This window comes from Alicycliphilus denitrificans K601 (assembly GCF_000204645.1).
GTDB lineage: Bacteria > Pseudomonadota > Gammaproteobacteria > Burkholderiales > Burkholderiaceae_C > Alicycliphilus > Alicycliphilus denitrificans.
The window spans coordinates 406,775-420,845 of sequence record NC_015422.1; the positions used below are offsets into that span (position 1 = coordinate 406,775).

Annotated in this window: 12 protein-coding genes, 4 tRNA genes and 2 pseudogenes; 8 read left to right on the forward strand and 10 right to left on the reverse strand. The window is 68.7% G+C overall.

The window, feature by feature from the left end:
• Positions 1-134: 134 nt before the first annotated feature.
• The 3 genes and pseudogenes from ALIDE2_RS01930 to ALIDE2_RS25390 all read right to left on the reverse strand — a co-directional run.
• Positions 135-875 (reverse strand): alpha/beta hydrolase, encoded by a 741-nt coding sequence (locus tag ALIDE2_RS01930; RefSeq protein WP_238530173.1) that lies wholly within the window; start codon positions 873-875, stop codon positions 135-137.
• Entirely contained in the window at positions 817-1,068 is a 252-nt protein-coding gene (locus ALIDE2_RS25385; protein WP_238530175.1) for an alpha/beta hydrolase family protein, read from the reverse strand. The genes ALIDE2_RS01930 and ALIDE2_RS25385 overlap by 59 nt, the downstream gene beginning before the upstream one ends.
• A 271-nt stretch (positions 1,069-1,339) precedes the next feature.
• Positions 1,340-1,684: pseudogene (locus tag ALIDE2_RS25390) on the reverse strand (alpha/beta hydrolase); the annotation flags it as partial.
• Between ALIDE2_RS25390 and ALIDE2_RS25615 the strand changes: the two are divergent.
• Positions 1,593-2,210 (forward strand): annotated as a pseudogene (locus ALIDE2_RS25615) (LysR family transcriptional regulator); the annotation flags it as partial. The pseudogenes ALIDE2_RS25390 and ALIDE2_RS25615 overlap by 92 nt on opposite strands.
• A gap of 201 nt (positions 2,211-2,411) precedes the next feature.
• Here ALIDE2_RS25615 and ALIDE2_RS01940 read toward each other — a convergent pair.
• Genes ALIDE2_RS01940 through ALIDE2_RS01950 form a run of 3 tightly spaced genes read right to left on the reverse strand, consistent with a single transcriptional unit; the run spans position 2,412 to position 4,456 of the window.
• The gene (locus ALIDE2_RS01940) at positions 2,412-2,945 is read right to left on the reverse strand and encodes a TPM domain-containing protein (RefSeq protein WP_013721253.1); all 534 of its coding nucleotides are present in this window, start codon (positions 2,943-2,945) and stop codon (positions 2,412-2,414) included.
• A gap of 14 nt (positions 2,946-2,959) precedes the next feature.
• A complete protein-coding gene (locus ALIDE2_RS01945; protein WP_013721254.1) occupies positions 2,960-3,847 on the reverse strand; it encodes a TPM domain-containing protein in 888 nt (295 codons plus the stop codon).
• A gap of 3 nt (positions 3,848-3,850) precedes the next feature.
• Positions 3,851-4,456, reverse strand: coding sequence for a LemA family protein (locus ALIDE2_RS01950; RefSeq protein ID WP_013517351.1), 606 nt, complete (start codon positions 4,454-4,456; stop codon positions 3,851-3,853).
• A 138-nt stretch (positions 4,457-4,594) separates the two neighbouring features.
• On the opposite strand from ALIDE2_RS01950, the gene ALIDE2_RS01955 reads away from it, so the two are divergent.
• Both ALIDE2_RS01955 and ALIDE2_RS01960 read left to right on the forward strand, forming a co-directional pair.
• The gene (locus tag ALIDE2_RS01955) at positions 4,595-5,044 is read left to right on the forward strand and encodes a YybH family protein (protein WP_238530086.1); all 450 of its coding nucleotides are present in this window, start codon (positions 4,595-4,597) and stop codon (positions 5,042-5,044) included.
• A gap of 45 nt (positions 5,045-5,089) precedes the next feature.
• Complete coding sequence (locus ALIDE2_RS01960; protein WP_013517353.1) at positions 5,090-5,626, forward strand: DUF2946 family protein; 537 nt, start codon at positions 5,090-5,092, stop codon at positions 5,624-5,626.
• A 155-nt stretch (positions 5,627-5,781) separates the two neighbouring features.
• Here the strand turns inward: ALIDE2_RS01960 and ALIDE2_RS01965 are convergent, their stop codons facing one another.
• The 4 genes from ALIDE2_RS01965 to ALIDE2_RS01980 form a co-directional block, all read right to left on the reverse strand.
• Positions 5,782-6,618: a c-type cytochrome gene (locus tag ALIDE2_RS01965; protein WP_013517354.1), complete on the reverse strand. Its 837-nt coding sequence runs from the start codon at positions 6,616-6,618 to the stop codon at positions 5,782-5,784.
• Positions 6,619-6,747: 129 nt separating this feature from the next.
• A complete protein-coding gene (locus tag ALIDE2_RS01970; protein WP_013721255.1) occupies positions 6,748-8,193 on the reverse strand; it encodes an efflux transporter outer membrane subunit in 1,446 nt (481 codons plus the stop codon).
• A gap of 24 nt (positions 8,194-8,217) precedes the next feature.
• On the reverse strand, positions 8,218-11,373 hold the full coding sequence (locus ALIDE2_RS01975; RefSeq protein WP_013517356.1) for an efflux RND transporter permease subunit: 3,156 nt from the start codon (positions 11,371-11,373) through the stop codon (positions 8,218-8,220).
• An 18-nt stretch (positions 11,374-11,391) separates the two neighbouring features.
• Positions 11,392-12,672 carry an efflux RND transporter periplasmic adaptor subunit gene (locus ALIDE2_RS01980; RefSeq protein WP_013517357.1) on the reverse strand — a complete coding sequence of 427 codons (1,281 nt, stop codon included), beginning with the start codon at positions 12,670-12,672 and terminating at the stop codon, positions 11,392-11,394.
• A gap of 191 nt (positions 12,673-12,863) precedes the next feature.
• On the opposite strand from ALIDE2_RS01980, the gene ALIDE2_RS01985 reads away from it, so the two are divergent.
• The 5 genes from ALIDE2_RS01985 (at position 12,864) to ALIDE2_RS02005 (ending at position 14,064) form a co-directional block, all read left to right on the forward strand.
• The gene (locus tag ALIDE2_RS01985; RefSeq protein WP_013517358.1) at positions 12,864-13,484 is read left to right on the forward strand and encodes a TetR family transcriptional regulator; all 621 of its coding nucleotides are present in this window, start codon (positions 12,864-12,866) and stop codon (positions 13,482-13,484) included.
• Positions 13,485-13,517: 33 nt separating this feature from the next.
• Positions 13,518-13,593 (forward strand) — tRNA-Arg (locus tag ALIDE2_RS01990).
• 148 nt (positions 13,594-13,741) lie between these two features.
• Positions 13,742-13,827 (forward strand) — tRNA-Tyr (locus ALIDE2_RS01995).
• A 48-nt stretch (positions 13,828-13,875) separates the two neighbouring features.
• Positions 13,876-13,949, forward strand: a tRNA-Gly gene (locus ALIDE2_RS02000).
• Positions 13,950-13,989: 40 nt separating this feature from the next.
• Positions 13,990-14,064, forward strand: a tRNA-Thr gene (locus ALIDE2_RS02005).
• The last annotated feature ends 7 nt before the right edge of the window (positions 14,065-14,071 follow it).

Here is a 14,071-nt window from a genome sequence, read left to right on the forward strand (position 1 = left end):
TTGGCCGGCGTATCGCCCAGCTTCCGGGGGGGGGCGCACGAGCAGGGTCTGGGCCGCGTCCTGGCGCCGCGCCAGGTCCTTGACCACCCATTGCGCGATCTGGCCGCTGGCGCCGAGAATGAGTACGTTGCGCATCACAGGGTCTCCTTGAAGAAGGGCACGACCTTGGCCATGGCGATGGCCACGGGCTCGGGCTTGTCGTACAGGTCGTAGTGCGACCAGCCTTCGGCTACGACGATCTCCTTGCGCCGGGACGCGGCGCGGCCGTAGATTTCCCAGCCGTCGCGGTAGGCGCCGAAGGCGCCGGGCTTGCTGCCTATCACCACCAGCAGCGGCTGGGTGAGCAGGGTCTCGGCGTTCAGGAACGCGTCCCAGCCCATGGCGGCGCTGCTGAAGGACATGAGCTGACTGGTGGCGCTGCCCGGCTGCCGGCCGCACGCGGTCTTGTAGTACTCGGTGGCTTCGAGCACGTCGATGTCGGTGGTGCCCGACTGCCTGGCCGCCTCGATGGAGGCGGGCAGCAGGTCGACCATGTGGCGCGCGCCGCCCTGGGCCTCGGCCGTGCGCATCTTGACCATGTTCTCGATGAACTCCAGCGGCTTGAAGTCGGCAAAGCCCTCGCGGATCAGGCGGCCGTAGTTCACGCCCGTGATCGACGCCAGGGCCTTGATGCGGTGATCGGTGATACCCGTACGCACGGTGTAGGCGCCGCCGCCGCACACGCCGATGGCGCCGATGCGCCCGGCATCCACGAAGGGCAGCGATTGCAGGTAGTCCACGGCGAAGCGGATGTCGGAGACGCGGATCGCCGGATCCTCAATGAAGCGCGGCATGCCGCCGCTGGCGCCCTGGAAGCTCGCGTCGTGCACCAGCACGACGAAAGCCTTCCTGGGCCAGCCTCTTGGCATAGACGTTGCCCGCGGTCTGCTCTTTGCAGCTGCCCATGGGGTGGGTGCTGACGATGGCGGGGTACTCCCTGCCTTCGTCGAAGCTGGGTGGCAGGTAGAGGTCGGCGGCGGTTTCCCAGCCCAGGTTGGGGTAGGTGACGGCCTTCATGGTCGTGGTCATGGTAAAAATTCCAGTGTTTTATGGCTCTAAGGTTGGGCGCGTCTTCCTCGCGCATCGGGGCCAGCGGCAGCGTGGCCGGCTCGGGCCTGCCGGCATCGGCGGTGCGGGCCTGCGAGCCGAATTCGATGTAGCCCACGGCATCCGTATCCTTGGCAGTGTTCTCCCAGCCGTTGCGGAACATCTGGCCGATGTTGACGGCGCTCACCGTGCCCACGGCCTTGATGCGGCGGTCGTTGATCGCGGCGTTGGCCGCGTAGCCGCCGCCCGCGCAGATGCCCATGGCGCCAATGCGGCTCGCATCCACATAGGGCAGCGTGGTCAGATGGTCGATCACGGCGCTGATGTCCTCGGTGCGGATGTAGGGGGTCTCCAATTGGCGCGGCAGGCCCGTGCTCTGGCCCTGGTACGAGGCGTCGAAGGCGATGGCGATCAGGCCGTTCTCGGCCAGCTTGCCGGCGTAGAGGCCTGCGGCCTGCCCCTTCACGCCGCCGCCCGGGTGGGCCACGACCACGGCCGCGGCCGAGATGGGCGTCTCGCGCGCGGCCCTCTCGCAGCACCTCAAGACGCTGGAGCAGCGGCTGAACGTGCGCCTGCTGCATCGCACGACGCGGGACATGTCGCTGACCGAGGAGGGCCAGCGCCTGTTCGACGCCCTGCAAGGCGCGCTGGCATCAGTGGAGCGCGCGCTGGCCGAGCCCTCGGGCCTGATCCGCATCAACACCTCGCGCGTCGCGGCCCAGGCGCTGCTGGAGCCGCACCTGGCCGAATTCCTGGCGCGCTACCCGCGCCTGCGGGTGGAGCTGGTGCTGGCGGACGGCTTTTCCAGCATCGTGGCCGACGGCATGGACGCCGGTATACGCCTGGGCGAGAGCCTCGACGAGTACATGGTGGCCGTGCCCATCACGCCCATGGTGCGGATGGCCGTGGTCGGCGCTCCCGGCTACTTCGAGCGCCACGGCACGCCTGCCGAGCCCGCCGACCTGATGCGGCACAACTGCCTGGCCTACCGCTTCACGTCCAGCGGCGCCATCGACCGCTGGAGCTTCACCTCCCCCGATGCCGAGGGCCGCACCATCGTCCTGGAGCCGCAGGGCAACGCCGTCTTCAACGACGACGAGAGCATACTGCGCGCCTGCGCTGCAGGGCGTGGGGCTGGTCAAGCACCTGGACCTGTGCGTGCGCCAGCACCTGGCCAGCGGCGCGCTGGTGCGCGTGCTGCAGCCCTGGTGCGCGCCGTTTCCGGGGTTTTTCCTCTACGTGCCCTCGCGCGCGCAGATGCCCGCCAAGATACGGGCGCTGATGGACTTCCTGGTGGAGAAGCGCGCGGCGCTGCAGTGATTCGGTCAGCCCACCATGGGCGTGTCCGGCAGCTCGTTGCTGCGCGCTCCGGGCTGCCCGGGGGCGGCGGGGAAGTGCTCCACCAGCAGGGCCGAGACTTCGGCCAGGGCCAGGGTCAGCCCGTCCTCGTAGCGGCCCTCGCGGAAGGCCTGCGCCATGTGATCGGCCATGTCGCGCCAGGTGCCGGCGGGAACGGCGTGGGCTAGGCCCCGGTCTGCCACGATCTCGATGGCGTGCTCGGCCAGCAGCAGGTAGATCAGCACGCCGTTGTTGTGCTCCGTGTCCCACACGCGCAGCTTGCCGAACTGCGTCACGGCCCGCTCGCGCACGCTGGCGCCGCGCCACAGGTAGGACAGGGGCAGGCCGCCCTCCACGCAGATGCGGATCTGGCCCGTGTGGCGGCGCTCGCTTGCCGACACGCGCCGGCCCAGGCGTTCGAGCAGTTCGGGCGGCAGGGCCTGGTGCAGGCCGCCGTCGGCCCAGCGGTGGCGCAGCAGGCGGGCAAGGCGGTGCAGGAATCCGGTGCGGGTCTTCGCCATGTCGTTTCCAATCCTCACCAGTCGCCGGAGGCGCCGCCGCCGCCGAAATCCCCGCCGCCGCCGGAACGGAATCCGCCGCCGCCACCGCCGCCGCTCCATCCTCCGCCGTGGCCGCCGCCCCAGCCGCCGCCGTTCCAGACGATGGGCGCGCCGCGCCCCGCGAAGGCCCAAGTGTAGAACAGCGCGGCGATGCCGGCACCCGCGGCCAGCAGCACGCTGGCCGTGGCCAGGAAGGCCAGCACGCCCACGCCGCCGCCCATCACCAGGGCGCCCAGGCGCTGCCCGAACAGGGCGCGCACGACGGGGCCCGCGACCAGGACGCCGAAGAACAGGAAGATGGCAAGGTCTTCCCAGCCCGCGCCGTCCGGTCTGCGCTGCCCTTCGCCTTTCGGCGGCGGCAGCGATTCGCCCGCGATGCGCGCGCCGATCTGCCGCACGGCGGCATCGAGTCCGCCCGCGAAGTCGTTCTCGCGAAAGCGCGGCTTCATCGCGCCGTCGATGATGCGCGCGGCCGCGATGTCGGGGATCGCGCCTTCAAGCGCCTTGGCGACCTCGATGCGCATGCGCCGGTCGTCCTTGGCAACGATGACGAGCACGCCGTCGCCCACGTCGCGCCGGCCGATCTTCCAGGCATTGCCCACGCGGTTGGCGAAGGCGGCGATGTCCTCGGGCGCGGTGGTGGGCACCATCAGCACCACGACCTGCGAGCCGTGCTGCTGCTCGATGGCCGCGAGCTGCGCCTCCAGCGCCTGGCGCTCGCCCTCGGAGAGCGTGGCGGTCTGGTCGATCACGCGTGCCGTGAGCGCGGGCACGGTGCGCAGCGGCTGCGCCGTGGCGCCAGGAGCCCCGATAGCTACTAAAAATATAGCTATCAGCGCTTGCAGCACAAGCGCCAAAGGCATTTTTTACTTGGATGCCGGTGCGGCAGGGCTGGAGAAGTCCACCGTGGGCGGGGCGCTGATCTGCGCCTCGTTCTGCACGGTGAAGCTGGGCTTGGGCGCATAGCTGAACACCATGGCCGTGATGTTGGTGGGGAAGCTGCGCGCGAGCACGTTGTATTCCTGCACGGTTTGGATGTAGCGGTTGCGCGCCACGGTGATGCGGTTTTCCGTGCCCTCCAGGGTCACCCGCAGGTCGCGGAAGGCCTGGTTGGCCTGCAGCTGCGGGTAGCGCTCGGCCACCACCATCAGGCGCGAGAGCGCGCTGGACAGCTCGCCCTGCGCCTGCTGGAACTTGTTGAACGCCTCGGGGTTGTTGAGCAGCTCGGGCGTCACCTGGATGGACGTGGCCTTGGCGCGTGCCTCGATCACCTTGGTCAGCGTCTCCTGCTCGAACGCGGCCTCGCCCTTGACCGTGGCGACGATGTTGGGCACCAGGTCGGCGCGGCGCTGGTACTGGTTGAGCACCTCGCTCCACGCGGCCTTGGACTGCTCGTCCAGGCGCTGGAAGTCGTTGTAGCCGCAGCCCGACAAGGCCAGTGCCGCGGCAATGGTGGCGATGAGTCGTTTCATGGTGTGAGGTCCGTGCAACTGCGGGGATGGGCGGCGGCCAGTGAGCCAGGCGGCGCGCCGGATGCCGGCATTGTGCCGTGACAAGCCGATCCGTGGTGCGGACAATGGCGGTTTCATCGCATGCACGGCGCCTGGCTTATGACCCAATCCTCCATGCGCGCGGCCGTTCTGGCCGGCACGCCCGACGAACTCGAAATCATCTTCTACGATGCCCTGCGTGCCGGCGACCTCGATCGCGTGATGGCCTGCTGGGCCGACGAGGACGACATCGTCTGCATCCACCCCGGAGGCCTGCGCCTGATCGGGCTGGCGGCCATCCGCTCGGCATTCGCTGCCATGCTCAGGCACGGAGGGCTCGGCGTGCGGACGCAGCGGGTGGGGTGCGTGCAGACGCTGGCCAGCGCCGTGCACAGCGTGCTCGAACACGTGAGCGTCATGCTGCCCGACGGCCCGCGCGAGGCCGTGGTGTGCGCCACCAACGTCTACCACAAGACGCCGCGGGGCTGGTGCCTGGTCACGCACCATGCCAGCCCGGGTGTTGTGGGCGAGGGGGCCGCGCCGGCGGCCGCCGCGCATGTGCTGCATTAAGTGTGCGAATGCCCGCTGCCGCCGCGCAAGGCGCACAATCGCGCCATGGATGACATCGTCAGGCAGGCCATCGCCAAGTGGCCCCATGTACCCGACTGCTACGCCTGGTTGGGCCTGGATGCGCGCGGCCAGTGGTATCTGCGCGACGAGGGCACGCAGGCGCGAGGCGGCTTCCGCGCGGCGCGCGGTGTCCGGCTGGAGCATGCCAAGCTCATCGACTTCATCCACCGCAACTACGAGGCCGATGCGCGGGGCTGCTGGTTCTTCCAGAACGGCCCGCAGCGCGTCTACGTGGAGCTGGAGGCGGCGCCCCTCGTCTGGCGGGTGAACGCCGCGGGAGAGGCCGTGGCCCACACCGGCGCGCCCGCGGGCGGCGTGCAGGAATGCCTGGTGGACGAGGAAGGCCGCGTGTATCTGACGAGCCCCATGGGCTTGGGCCTGGTGCACAGCCTGGACGTGGACTGCGTGGCGCAGCAGATCGAGCAGGGGCGCTGGCAGCCCCGTGAGGTGCGCGCGGCCGACCTGCCGGCGGCCTGCGGCTTCGTGCCCAGCCCTGCCGCTCTGGCGCGCACCGGGGCCTGATACGGCTTTGCATTCGATCGCCTAACGTCGTTGGTTCGCCTCGCCGTGCTACAGCACTGTCTTCGGCTTCCCGCCTAGTTATCCGATTGAATGCAAACCCGTATGAAAATGCAAAAGCCGGTCATCGACCGGCTTTTTGACAGGCAGAGGGCCGTTTACTTGGCCGAGTTCACCAGGTACTCGACGGCGGCCTTGAAATCGGCGGCCGATGCGGTGGAGCCGCCCTTGGGCGGCATGGCGCCCTTGCCTTGCGTGGCGATCTTCAGCACCTCGTCGAAGCCGGCCGCCAGGCGCGGAGCCCAGGCCGCCTTGTCACCGAACTTGGGTGCGCCCGCGACGCCCGTGCCGTGGCAGGCGACGCAGGTGGATTCGTACACGGCCTTGCCGGCGGCCTGGCCGGCCCCGCCCGCGGGCGCGGCGGCGGCAGGGGCGGCAGCTGCTGCAGCGGGGGGCGCTTCCGCTGCCGCAGGGGCCGCCGCGGGAGCGGCATCCGCCGCGGCCGGGGCGGCCGGCTCGGCGAACTTCGCGCCCGCCGCATTCGCCATGTAGGCCACGCCGCGCGCGATCTCGGTGTCGTTGAAGTCGCCGCCGCCCTGCGGTGCCATGGCGCCCTTGCCCTTGAGCGCCGACTGCACCAAGGCCTCGAAGCCAGTCTTGATGCGCGGGCCCCAGGCCGCCGCGTCGGCCAGCTTGGGCGCGCCGGCGGCGCCGGTGGCGTGGCACGCCGCGCACTGGCCCTTGAATACCTCTTCACCCGAGCGCAGCGGGCGGTTGGCATCGCGCACCTGCACGCTGCCGACCTTCTGGAGGCGCTGCGCAATGGCCATTTCGGCGTTGTCCACGCCTGCATTGGGCTTGTTGCCAGAGGTCACGAAGACCACCAGGCCAATGATGATGAACACTGGCAGCACGAAGGCAAAGATGGCGGAAAGCAGGAACTGCTTCGGGCTTTTGATCATCCCGGAATGCGCTTCGTCGTGGGTGTCGCTCATGAGAACCTCTGCAATGTTGTTGTGCTGGCGGGTGGAAAGGAAAAGAATTTTCGATTATAGGAGCGGCCCTTGCACCCACCCGTTGGGGAAAACGGGTGGGTGCAAGGGCCGCGCCAGCCAACATTGCCATCAGGAGCGTGCAGGTCCTCCGCCGGTATCCGTCCAGCCGCCGCCCAGCACCTTGTACAGGGTGACCTGGTTCTGCAATTGCTGCAGGCGCGTCTGCACCAGGGCCTGCTCCGTCGCGTACAGCGAGCGCTGCGCGTCCAGCAGGTCCAGGTAGCTGGCCACGCCATTGCGATAGCGCAGGTCGGACAGGTCCAGGCGCTTGGCATCGGCCTGGGTCTGGGCGCGCTGGGCATCGATCTGCTGCTGCAGCGTGGCCTGTCCCGCCAATGCGTCGGACACCTCGCGGAACGCGGTCTGGATGGACTTCTCGTACTGCGCCACGGCGATTTCGCGGCCTGCGCGCGCGGACTCCAGGCCGGCCTGGTTGCGCCCGGCATCGAAGATCGGCAGGGCCAGCTGCGGCGCCAGCGAGAAGGCCCAGGAGCCGCTCTTGAACAGGCCCGAGAGCTCGTCGCTCACGCTGCCGAACTGCGCGGTGAGAGAGATGCGCGGGAAGAACGCCGCGCGCGCCGCGCCGATGTTGGCATTGGCGCCGATCAGCAGCTGCTCTGCCTGGCGTATGTCCGGACGGCGCTGCAGCAGGTCCGACGGCAGGCCCGCGGGCAGCGGCTGCATGAGGGCGGCATCGGCCAGGCGCATGGACGGCAGGCTGGCGCGTATGTCGTCAGGCAGCGGTTGGCCCAGCAGCAGGGCGAGGGCGTTTTCGTCGAGCAGGCGCTGGCGCTGCTGCTGGGCGTAGGTGGCGCGGGCGGCCTGCGCCAAGCTCTCGGCCTGGTGGCTGTCCAGTTCGGAGCTCACGCCATGCTCCAGGCGCAGGCGCGTGAGCTTGACGGACTCCTCGCGCGTCTCCAGCGTGCGGCGGGAGATGTCCAGCAGCTCCTCGTCGGCCATCAGCGTGAGCCAGCCCGATGCCACGGCCGCCACCAGGCTGATCTGCGCCGACTTGCGCGCCTCCTCGGTGGCCAGGAACTGGGCCAGGGCCTGCTCCTTGAGGGCCCCGATGCGGCCAAAGAAGTCGATCTCCCAGGCGGAGATGCCCAGGCCGGCCTGGAACTGGTTGGCGTATTGGCCGTTGACGATGCTGGGCTGGCGCGTGCCGCTGGCGATGGCATTCACCGTGGGGAACTGGCCCGCGCGCTGGATCTGGAACTGCGCGCGCGCCTGCTCGACGTTGAGCATGGCCACGCGCAGGTCGCGGTTGTTGCCCAGCGCGATGCCGATGAGCCGCTGCAGCCGCGGGTCGGTGAAGTAGTCCTTCCAGTCGATGTCGGCGGCGGCCCTGGCCGTGGCCGGCACGTCGTTGCCGGCCAGGGCGAAGGCCTCGGGCACCGGCGCCGCGGGGCGCTCGTACTTCGGTATGAAGCTGCAGCCGGCGAGCAGGGCCGCGATCACCAGGGGCGAGAGGGCACGCGCCGGGCGCGTGCGGGGCAGGGTGTGCTTGTGCATGTTTGTCGTACTCCGGTGTCCGGGTCAGGCCGCGCTGTCGCTGTGGTGCTGCATGGCGTGCTTGGCGTCATGTTCGCGCTGGCGCTGGCTGCCCTTGAAGAAGCTGCGCACCACCACGAAGAACACGGGCACGAAGATCACGGCTAGCAGCGTGCCCGTGATCATGCCCCCGATCACGCCTGTGCCGATGGCGCGCTGGCTCGCCGAACTGGCGCCCGAGGCAAGGAACAGCGGCAGCACGCCGAGCGTGAAGGCCAGCGAGGTCATCACGATGGGGCGGAAGCGCAGGTGCGCGGCCTCCAGCGCCGCCTGGATCACGCTCTTGCCCGAGGCCTGCAGGTCCTTGGCGAACTCGATGATCAGGATGGCATTCTTCGCCGACAGGCCGATGATGGTCACGAGGCCGATCTGGAAGTACACGTCGTTGGACATACCGCGCAGCAGCGTCGCGAGCAGCACGCCCAGCACGCCCAGCGGCACGACCAGCAGCACCGAGAACGGGATCGACCAGCTCTCGTAGAGCGCCGCCAGGCACAGGAACACCGCGAGCAGCGAGAACGCGTACAGCACCATGGCCTGCGAGCCCGCGAGCTTTTCCTCGCGCGACTGGCCCGTCCACTCGAAGCCGAAGCCCTCGGGCAGCTGGGCGGCCAGGCGCTCCATCTCGGCCATCGCGTCGCCCGTACTGAAGCCGGGCGCGGCGTCGCCGGCGATCTTCATCGACGGGTAGCCGTTGTAGCGCACGGTCTGCATGGCGCCGGTCAGCCAGCGCGTGGTGGCGAACGTCGACAGCGGCACCACCTGGCCCTTGTTGTTGAGCACGGGGATGTCGAGCACTTCCTCGGGCTGCATGCGGGCGCGGGCATCGGCCTGCACCACCACGCGCTGCAGGCGGCCCTGGTTCGGGAAGTCGTTGACGTAGGTCGAGCCGAGCGCCGTCGAGAGCGCGCTGCCGATGGCGTCGAACGACACGCCCAGGGCGCTGGCCTTGTCGCGGTCGATGTCGATCTGCATCTGTGGCGCATCCTCCATGCCGTCGGGGCGCACGCCGGCCAGCACCTTGCTCTGCGCGGCCATGCCGAGCAGCTGGTTGCGCGCGGCGACCAGCGCCGCGTGGCCCTTGGAGCCGCGGTCCTGCAGGCGGAAGGTGAAGCCCGTGGCGGTGCCCAGCTCGGGGATGGGTGGAGGGCTCAGCGCGAAGATGAACGCGTCGCGGTAGCCCATGAGCGCGCCCATGGCGCGGCCTGCGATGGCCGCGGCCGAATGCTCGGGGCCGGGGCGCTCGCTCCAGTCCTTGAGCGTCACGAAGGCCAGGCCCGCGTTCTGCCCCTGGCCCGAGAACGAGAAGCCCGCCACCGTGACGATGTTGTTCACCTCGGGCTGCTTCAGCGCGAAATTCTCTACCTGGGTCAGCGCCGCGCGCGTGCGCTCCAGCGACGCGCCCGCCGGCAGCTGGACGTTGGTGATCAGGTAGCCCTGGTCTTCGTTGGGCAGGAACGAGGTGGGCAGGCGCGTGTAGACGATGGCCACGGCGCCGATCAGCGCGGCGTAGATGACGGCCATGCGTCCGCCGCGGCGCACCAGTCTGGCCAGGCCCGACTCGTAGCGGTGCGTGGTGCTCTTGAACGCGCGGTTGAACCAGCCGAAGAAGCCCTTCTTCTCCATGTGGTGGCCGGCATCGACGGGTTTGAGCAGCGTGCCACACAGCGCCGGCGTGAGCGACAGCGCCAGGAAGGCCGAGAACGCGATCGACGTCGCCATGGTGGCGGCGAACTGGCGGTAGATGTTGCCCGTGGAGCCCGCGAAGAACGCGAGCGGCACGAACACCGATACCAGCACCACCGTCACGCCGACGATGGCGCCCGAGATCTGGTCCATGGCCTTGCGCGTGGCCTGCAGTGGCGGCAGGCCTTCCTCGCTCATGATGCGCTCGACGTTCTCGACCACCACGATGGCGTCATCCACCACGATGCCGATCACCAGCACCATGCCGAACATGGTCAGCACGTTGATCGAGAAGCCCATCGCCAAGAGTGCGCCGAAGGTGCCCAGCAGCGCCACGGGCACCACGATGGTGGGGATGATGGTGTAGCGGAAGTTCTGCAGGAACAGGAACATCACCAGGAACACCAGCACCACGGCTTCGAGCAGCGTGTGCACCACCTTCTCGATCGAGACCGAGATGAAGGTGGAGGTGTCGTACGGGATGGTGTACTTCACGCCCTGGGGGAAGTACTGCTGCAGCTCGGCCAGCCTGGCCTTCACGGCCTTGGCCGTGGCCAGCGCGTTGGCGGTGGGCGTGAGCTGCACGCCCATGCCCACGGCGGGCGAGCCGTTCAGGCGCGCGCTGGTGCTGTAGCTCTGCGCGCCCAGCTCCAAGGTCGCCACGTCCCTCAGGCGCACGGTGGAGCCGTCGGTGTTGGCGCGCAGCACGATGTTGCCGAACTGCTCGGTGGTGGAGAGCTGGCCCTGCACCACGATGGTGGCCGTCGTGGTCTGTCCCTGGGCACTCGGCAGGTCGCCGAGGTTGCCCGCGGACACCTGCACGTTCTGCGCGCGGATGGCGGCGTTCACCTGGTCGAGCGAGAGGTTGAAGCCCTTGAGCTTGGCAGGGTCGATCCACACGCGCATGGCGCGCTCGGAGCCGAACTGCGTGACCGAGCCCACGCCGGGCAGGCGCTGCAGTTCGGGCACGATGTTGCGCGCCGCATAGTCGTTGAGTGCGTCGATGCTCACATTCGGGGTTTCCGACGTGAGCATGGAGAACAGCAGGAAGTTGGAGCGCGACTTCTCCACGCGCACCCCCTGCTGCGTCACGGCCGCCGGCAGGCGCGGCGTGGCGCGCGAGAGGCGGTTCTGCACGTCCACCTGCGCGAGGTCGTCGTTAGTGCCGGGCTCGAAGCTCAGCACGATCGAGCCCGTGCCGTTGGCCTGGGCCGTGGCCTCCATGTAGGCCAGGCCCGTGGCGCCGTTCATCTCTCGCTCGATGACGGCGAGCACCGAGTCCTCGAGCGTCTGCGCCGTGGCGCCGGGATAGGCGACGGACACCTGGATCGTGGGCGGCGCCACCGCAGGGTACTGGGCGATGGGCAACTGGGTGATCGAGACCGCGCCCGCCACCATGATGAAGATTGCGACGACCCACGCGAAGATGGGGCGCTCGATGAAGAACTTGGCCATGTGCCGCGCTCCTGGTTCTTATTGCTTGGCCGGCGTTGCGGCGGGTTGGCTGGCGGCGGCCGATGCGGCCTGTGCGGGCGCCTTGGCGGCGCCGTTGGCCTGCCAGGGCACGGGCTGGACGACCATGGGGTCGCCGGGCTTGACGCGCGGCAATTTCTGAAAGCCGTCGACCATCACCTGCTCGCCGGCCTTCAGGCCGTCGAGCACCACCCAGTTGGTGCCCTGCGCGGGCCCGAGCTTGACCGGGCGCGGCGAGACCCTGCCGCCTTCGCCGACCACCATCACCGTGTCGGCAGCGCCCGTGCGCGTGACCGCCTGCTGCGGCAGCAGCACGCCGTTGTCCACCTGCGCCTGCTCCAGCCGCACGCGCACGTACAGGCCCGGCAGCAGCGAGCGGTCGGGGTTGGGCACCTCGGCGCGCAGCGTGACCTGGCCGCTGGTCGCATCCACCGTCAGGTCGGTGAACAGCAGGCGGCCCGGCTGCTTGTGCACGCTGCCGTCCTCCAGCACCACGCTCACGTTCGCGGCGTTGGCGCCGGCCTTCTTGTACTTGCCGCTGGCCATGGCCGCGCGCAGCTTGAGCGCTTCGGAAGCCGACTGCGTGAAGTTGATGTAGAGCGGGTCGATCTGCTGGATCACCGCCATCTCGGTCGGCGTGCCCTGGCCGACCAGCGCGCCCTCGGTCACCAGCGCGCGGCCGATGCGGCCGGAGATCGGCGCGGTCACGGTGGCGTAGCCCAGGTTGATGCGGGCCGTGGTCACGGCCGCCTTGGCGGCGGCCACGTTGGCCTCGGCCGTCTTCTGCGCGGCCACGGCATTGTCGTATTCCTGCTTGCTGATGGCGTTCACGGCCACCAGCGGGCGGTAGCGTTCGGCTAGCGCGCGGCTCTGGGCCAGGCTGGCCTCGGCCTGCGCCACGCTGGCCTGCGCCTGCGCCAGCGCGGCCTCGTAGGGCGCGCTGTCGATCAGGAACAGCTTCTGGCCCGCCTTCACGTCGCTGCCTTCGGCGAACAGGCGCTTTTGCAGGATGCCTGCGGCGCGTGCGCGCACCTCGGCGATGCGCGACGCCTCCAGCCTGCCAGGCAGCTCGGTGACGAGCCCGATGTCGCCCGGCTGTACTGTCACCACCCCCACTTGCGGCGCCGGCGGCGGGCCACCTGCACCGGCGGGGGCGGCGTCTTTCTTGCCGCAGGCCGCCAGCGCGAGGGCGGCGGCCAGGGCGATCGACAGGGCCGCCGCCGGGCGGCGCACGAAGCGGCGAACGGGACGGGCGTTCTTGTTGTTGTTCAGACGGGGCATGGAAGTCCTTTGGCTGGCGGGGTGCGTTGATGAGGTGCGGTGCCCGTGCAAGGCAAGCGCGGGATATTCGCACCATCGGATGGCAATTGCACGAAGGGGCGAATTATATATACATTCATGAATGTATAATCAAAAGCTAAGGCTCCGCCACCATCCGGTGGTGGCGCCCTTTTTTCGGAGGCCCACGATCCATGGCTCGACGCACCAAGGAAGACGCAGACGCCACGCGCAACGCACTGTTGGATGCGGCCGAACTCGTTTTCTATGAAAAGGGGGTGGCGCGCGCATCGCTGAGCGAGATCGCCCAGGCGGCCGGCGCCACGCGCGGTGCCATCTACTGGCACTTCAAGGACAAGGTGGATTTGTTCAACGCGATGATGGATCGCGCCACCCTGCCGCTCGAAGGCGTGTGCAACGCCGGCGAGGCCGCGTACGCCAAGGAGCCGCTCGTGCAGCTGCGCGGCATGGTGGAGCTGCTGCTGCGCAGCGTCGTGAGCGACGCTCACATGCGCCGCGTGTTCGAGATCGCCCTGTACCGCGTGGAATACGTGAGCGAACTCAGCGGCGTGCGCGAGCGCCACCTTGCTGCGCACGCACGCTTCCAGGCGCTGCTGGAACGCAATCTGTCGCTTGCGGCCGCTCAGGCATCGCTGGCGCTGCCGATGTCCGCGGCAATGGCGGCGGCCGGCCTGCATGCCCTGTTCAACGGCCTGCTGCAATCGTGGTTGCTGGGCGAAGCCAGCTTCGACCTGCCGGCCACGGGCCGTGCGGCCGTGGACGCTTATCTGCGTGGATTGGGCTTTCACGTGTGACCTGCGTGCGATAATTGCCAATCTTTCACGAACGCGGCTGTAGCTCAGTGGATAGAGTATTGGCCTCCGAAGCCAAGGGTCGTGGGTTCGATCCCCGCCAGCCGCGCCAGCAGTGCTCCTCTTTTTTTTGGAGGGGCTTCGGTGGTGCTACATAGGTTGTGGTGCCATGCCGTTTCTTTCGGGATGAGTGGACTGAGCGCTTCAGGTACGCAAAGTTTCCAACGCGGCAAAAAAGCTGCTATGATTGCAAGTTCTTTGGAGGGGTGCCCGAGTGGCTAAAGGGGGCAGACTGTAAATCTGTTGGCTTACGCCTACACTGGTTCGAATCCAGTCCCCTCCACCAAGATGTGAGTTGAAGGCGTTGGATCGCGATTGCGCAAGTCTCGATCTTGCGGGAGTAGTTCAATGGTAGAACCCTAGCCTTCCAAGCTAATGACGCGGGTTCGATTCCCGTCTCCCGCTCCACGTTTTGGTTGTTGGTTTTTTAGGGGGTTTACCTCCGAATGCCCATGTGGCTCAGTGGTAGAGCACTCCCTTGGTAAGGGAGAGGTCGCGGGTCCGATTCCCGCCATGGGCACCAAGATTCA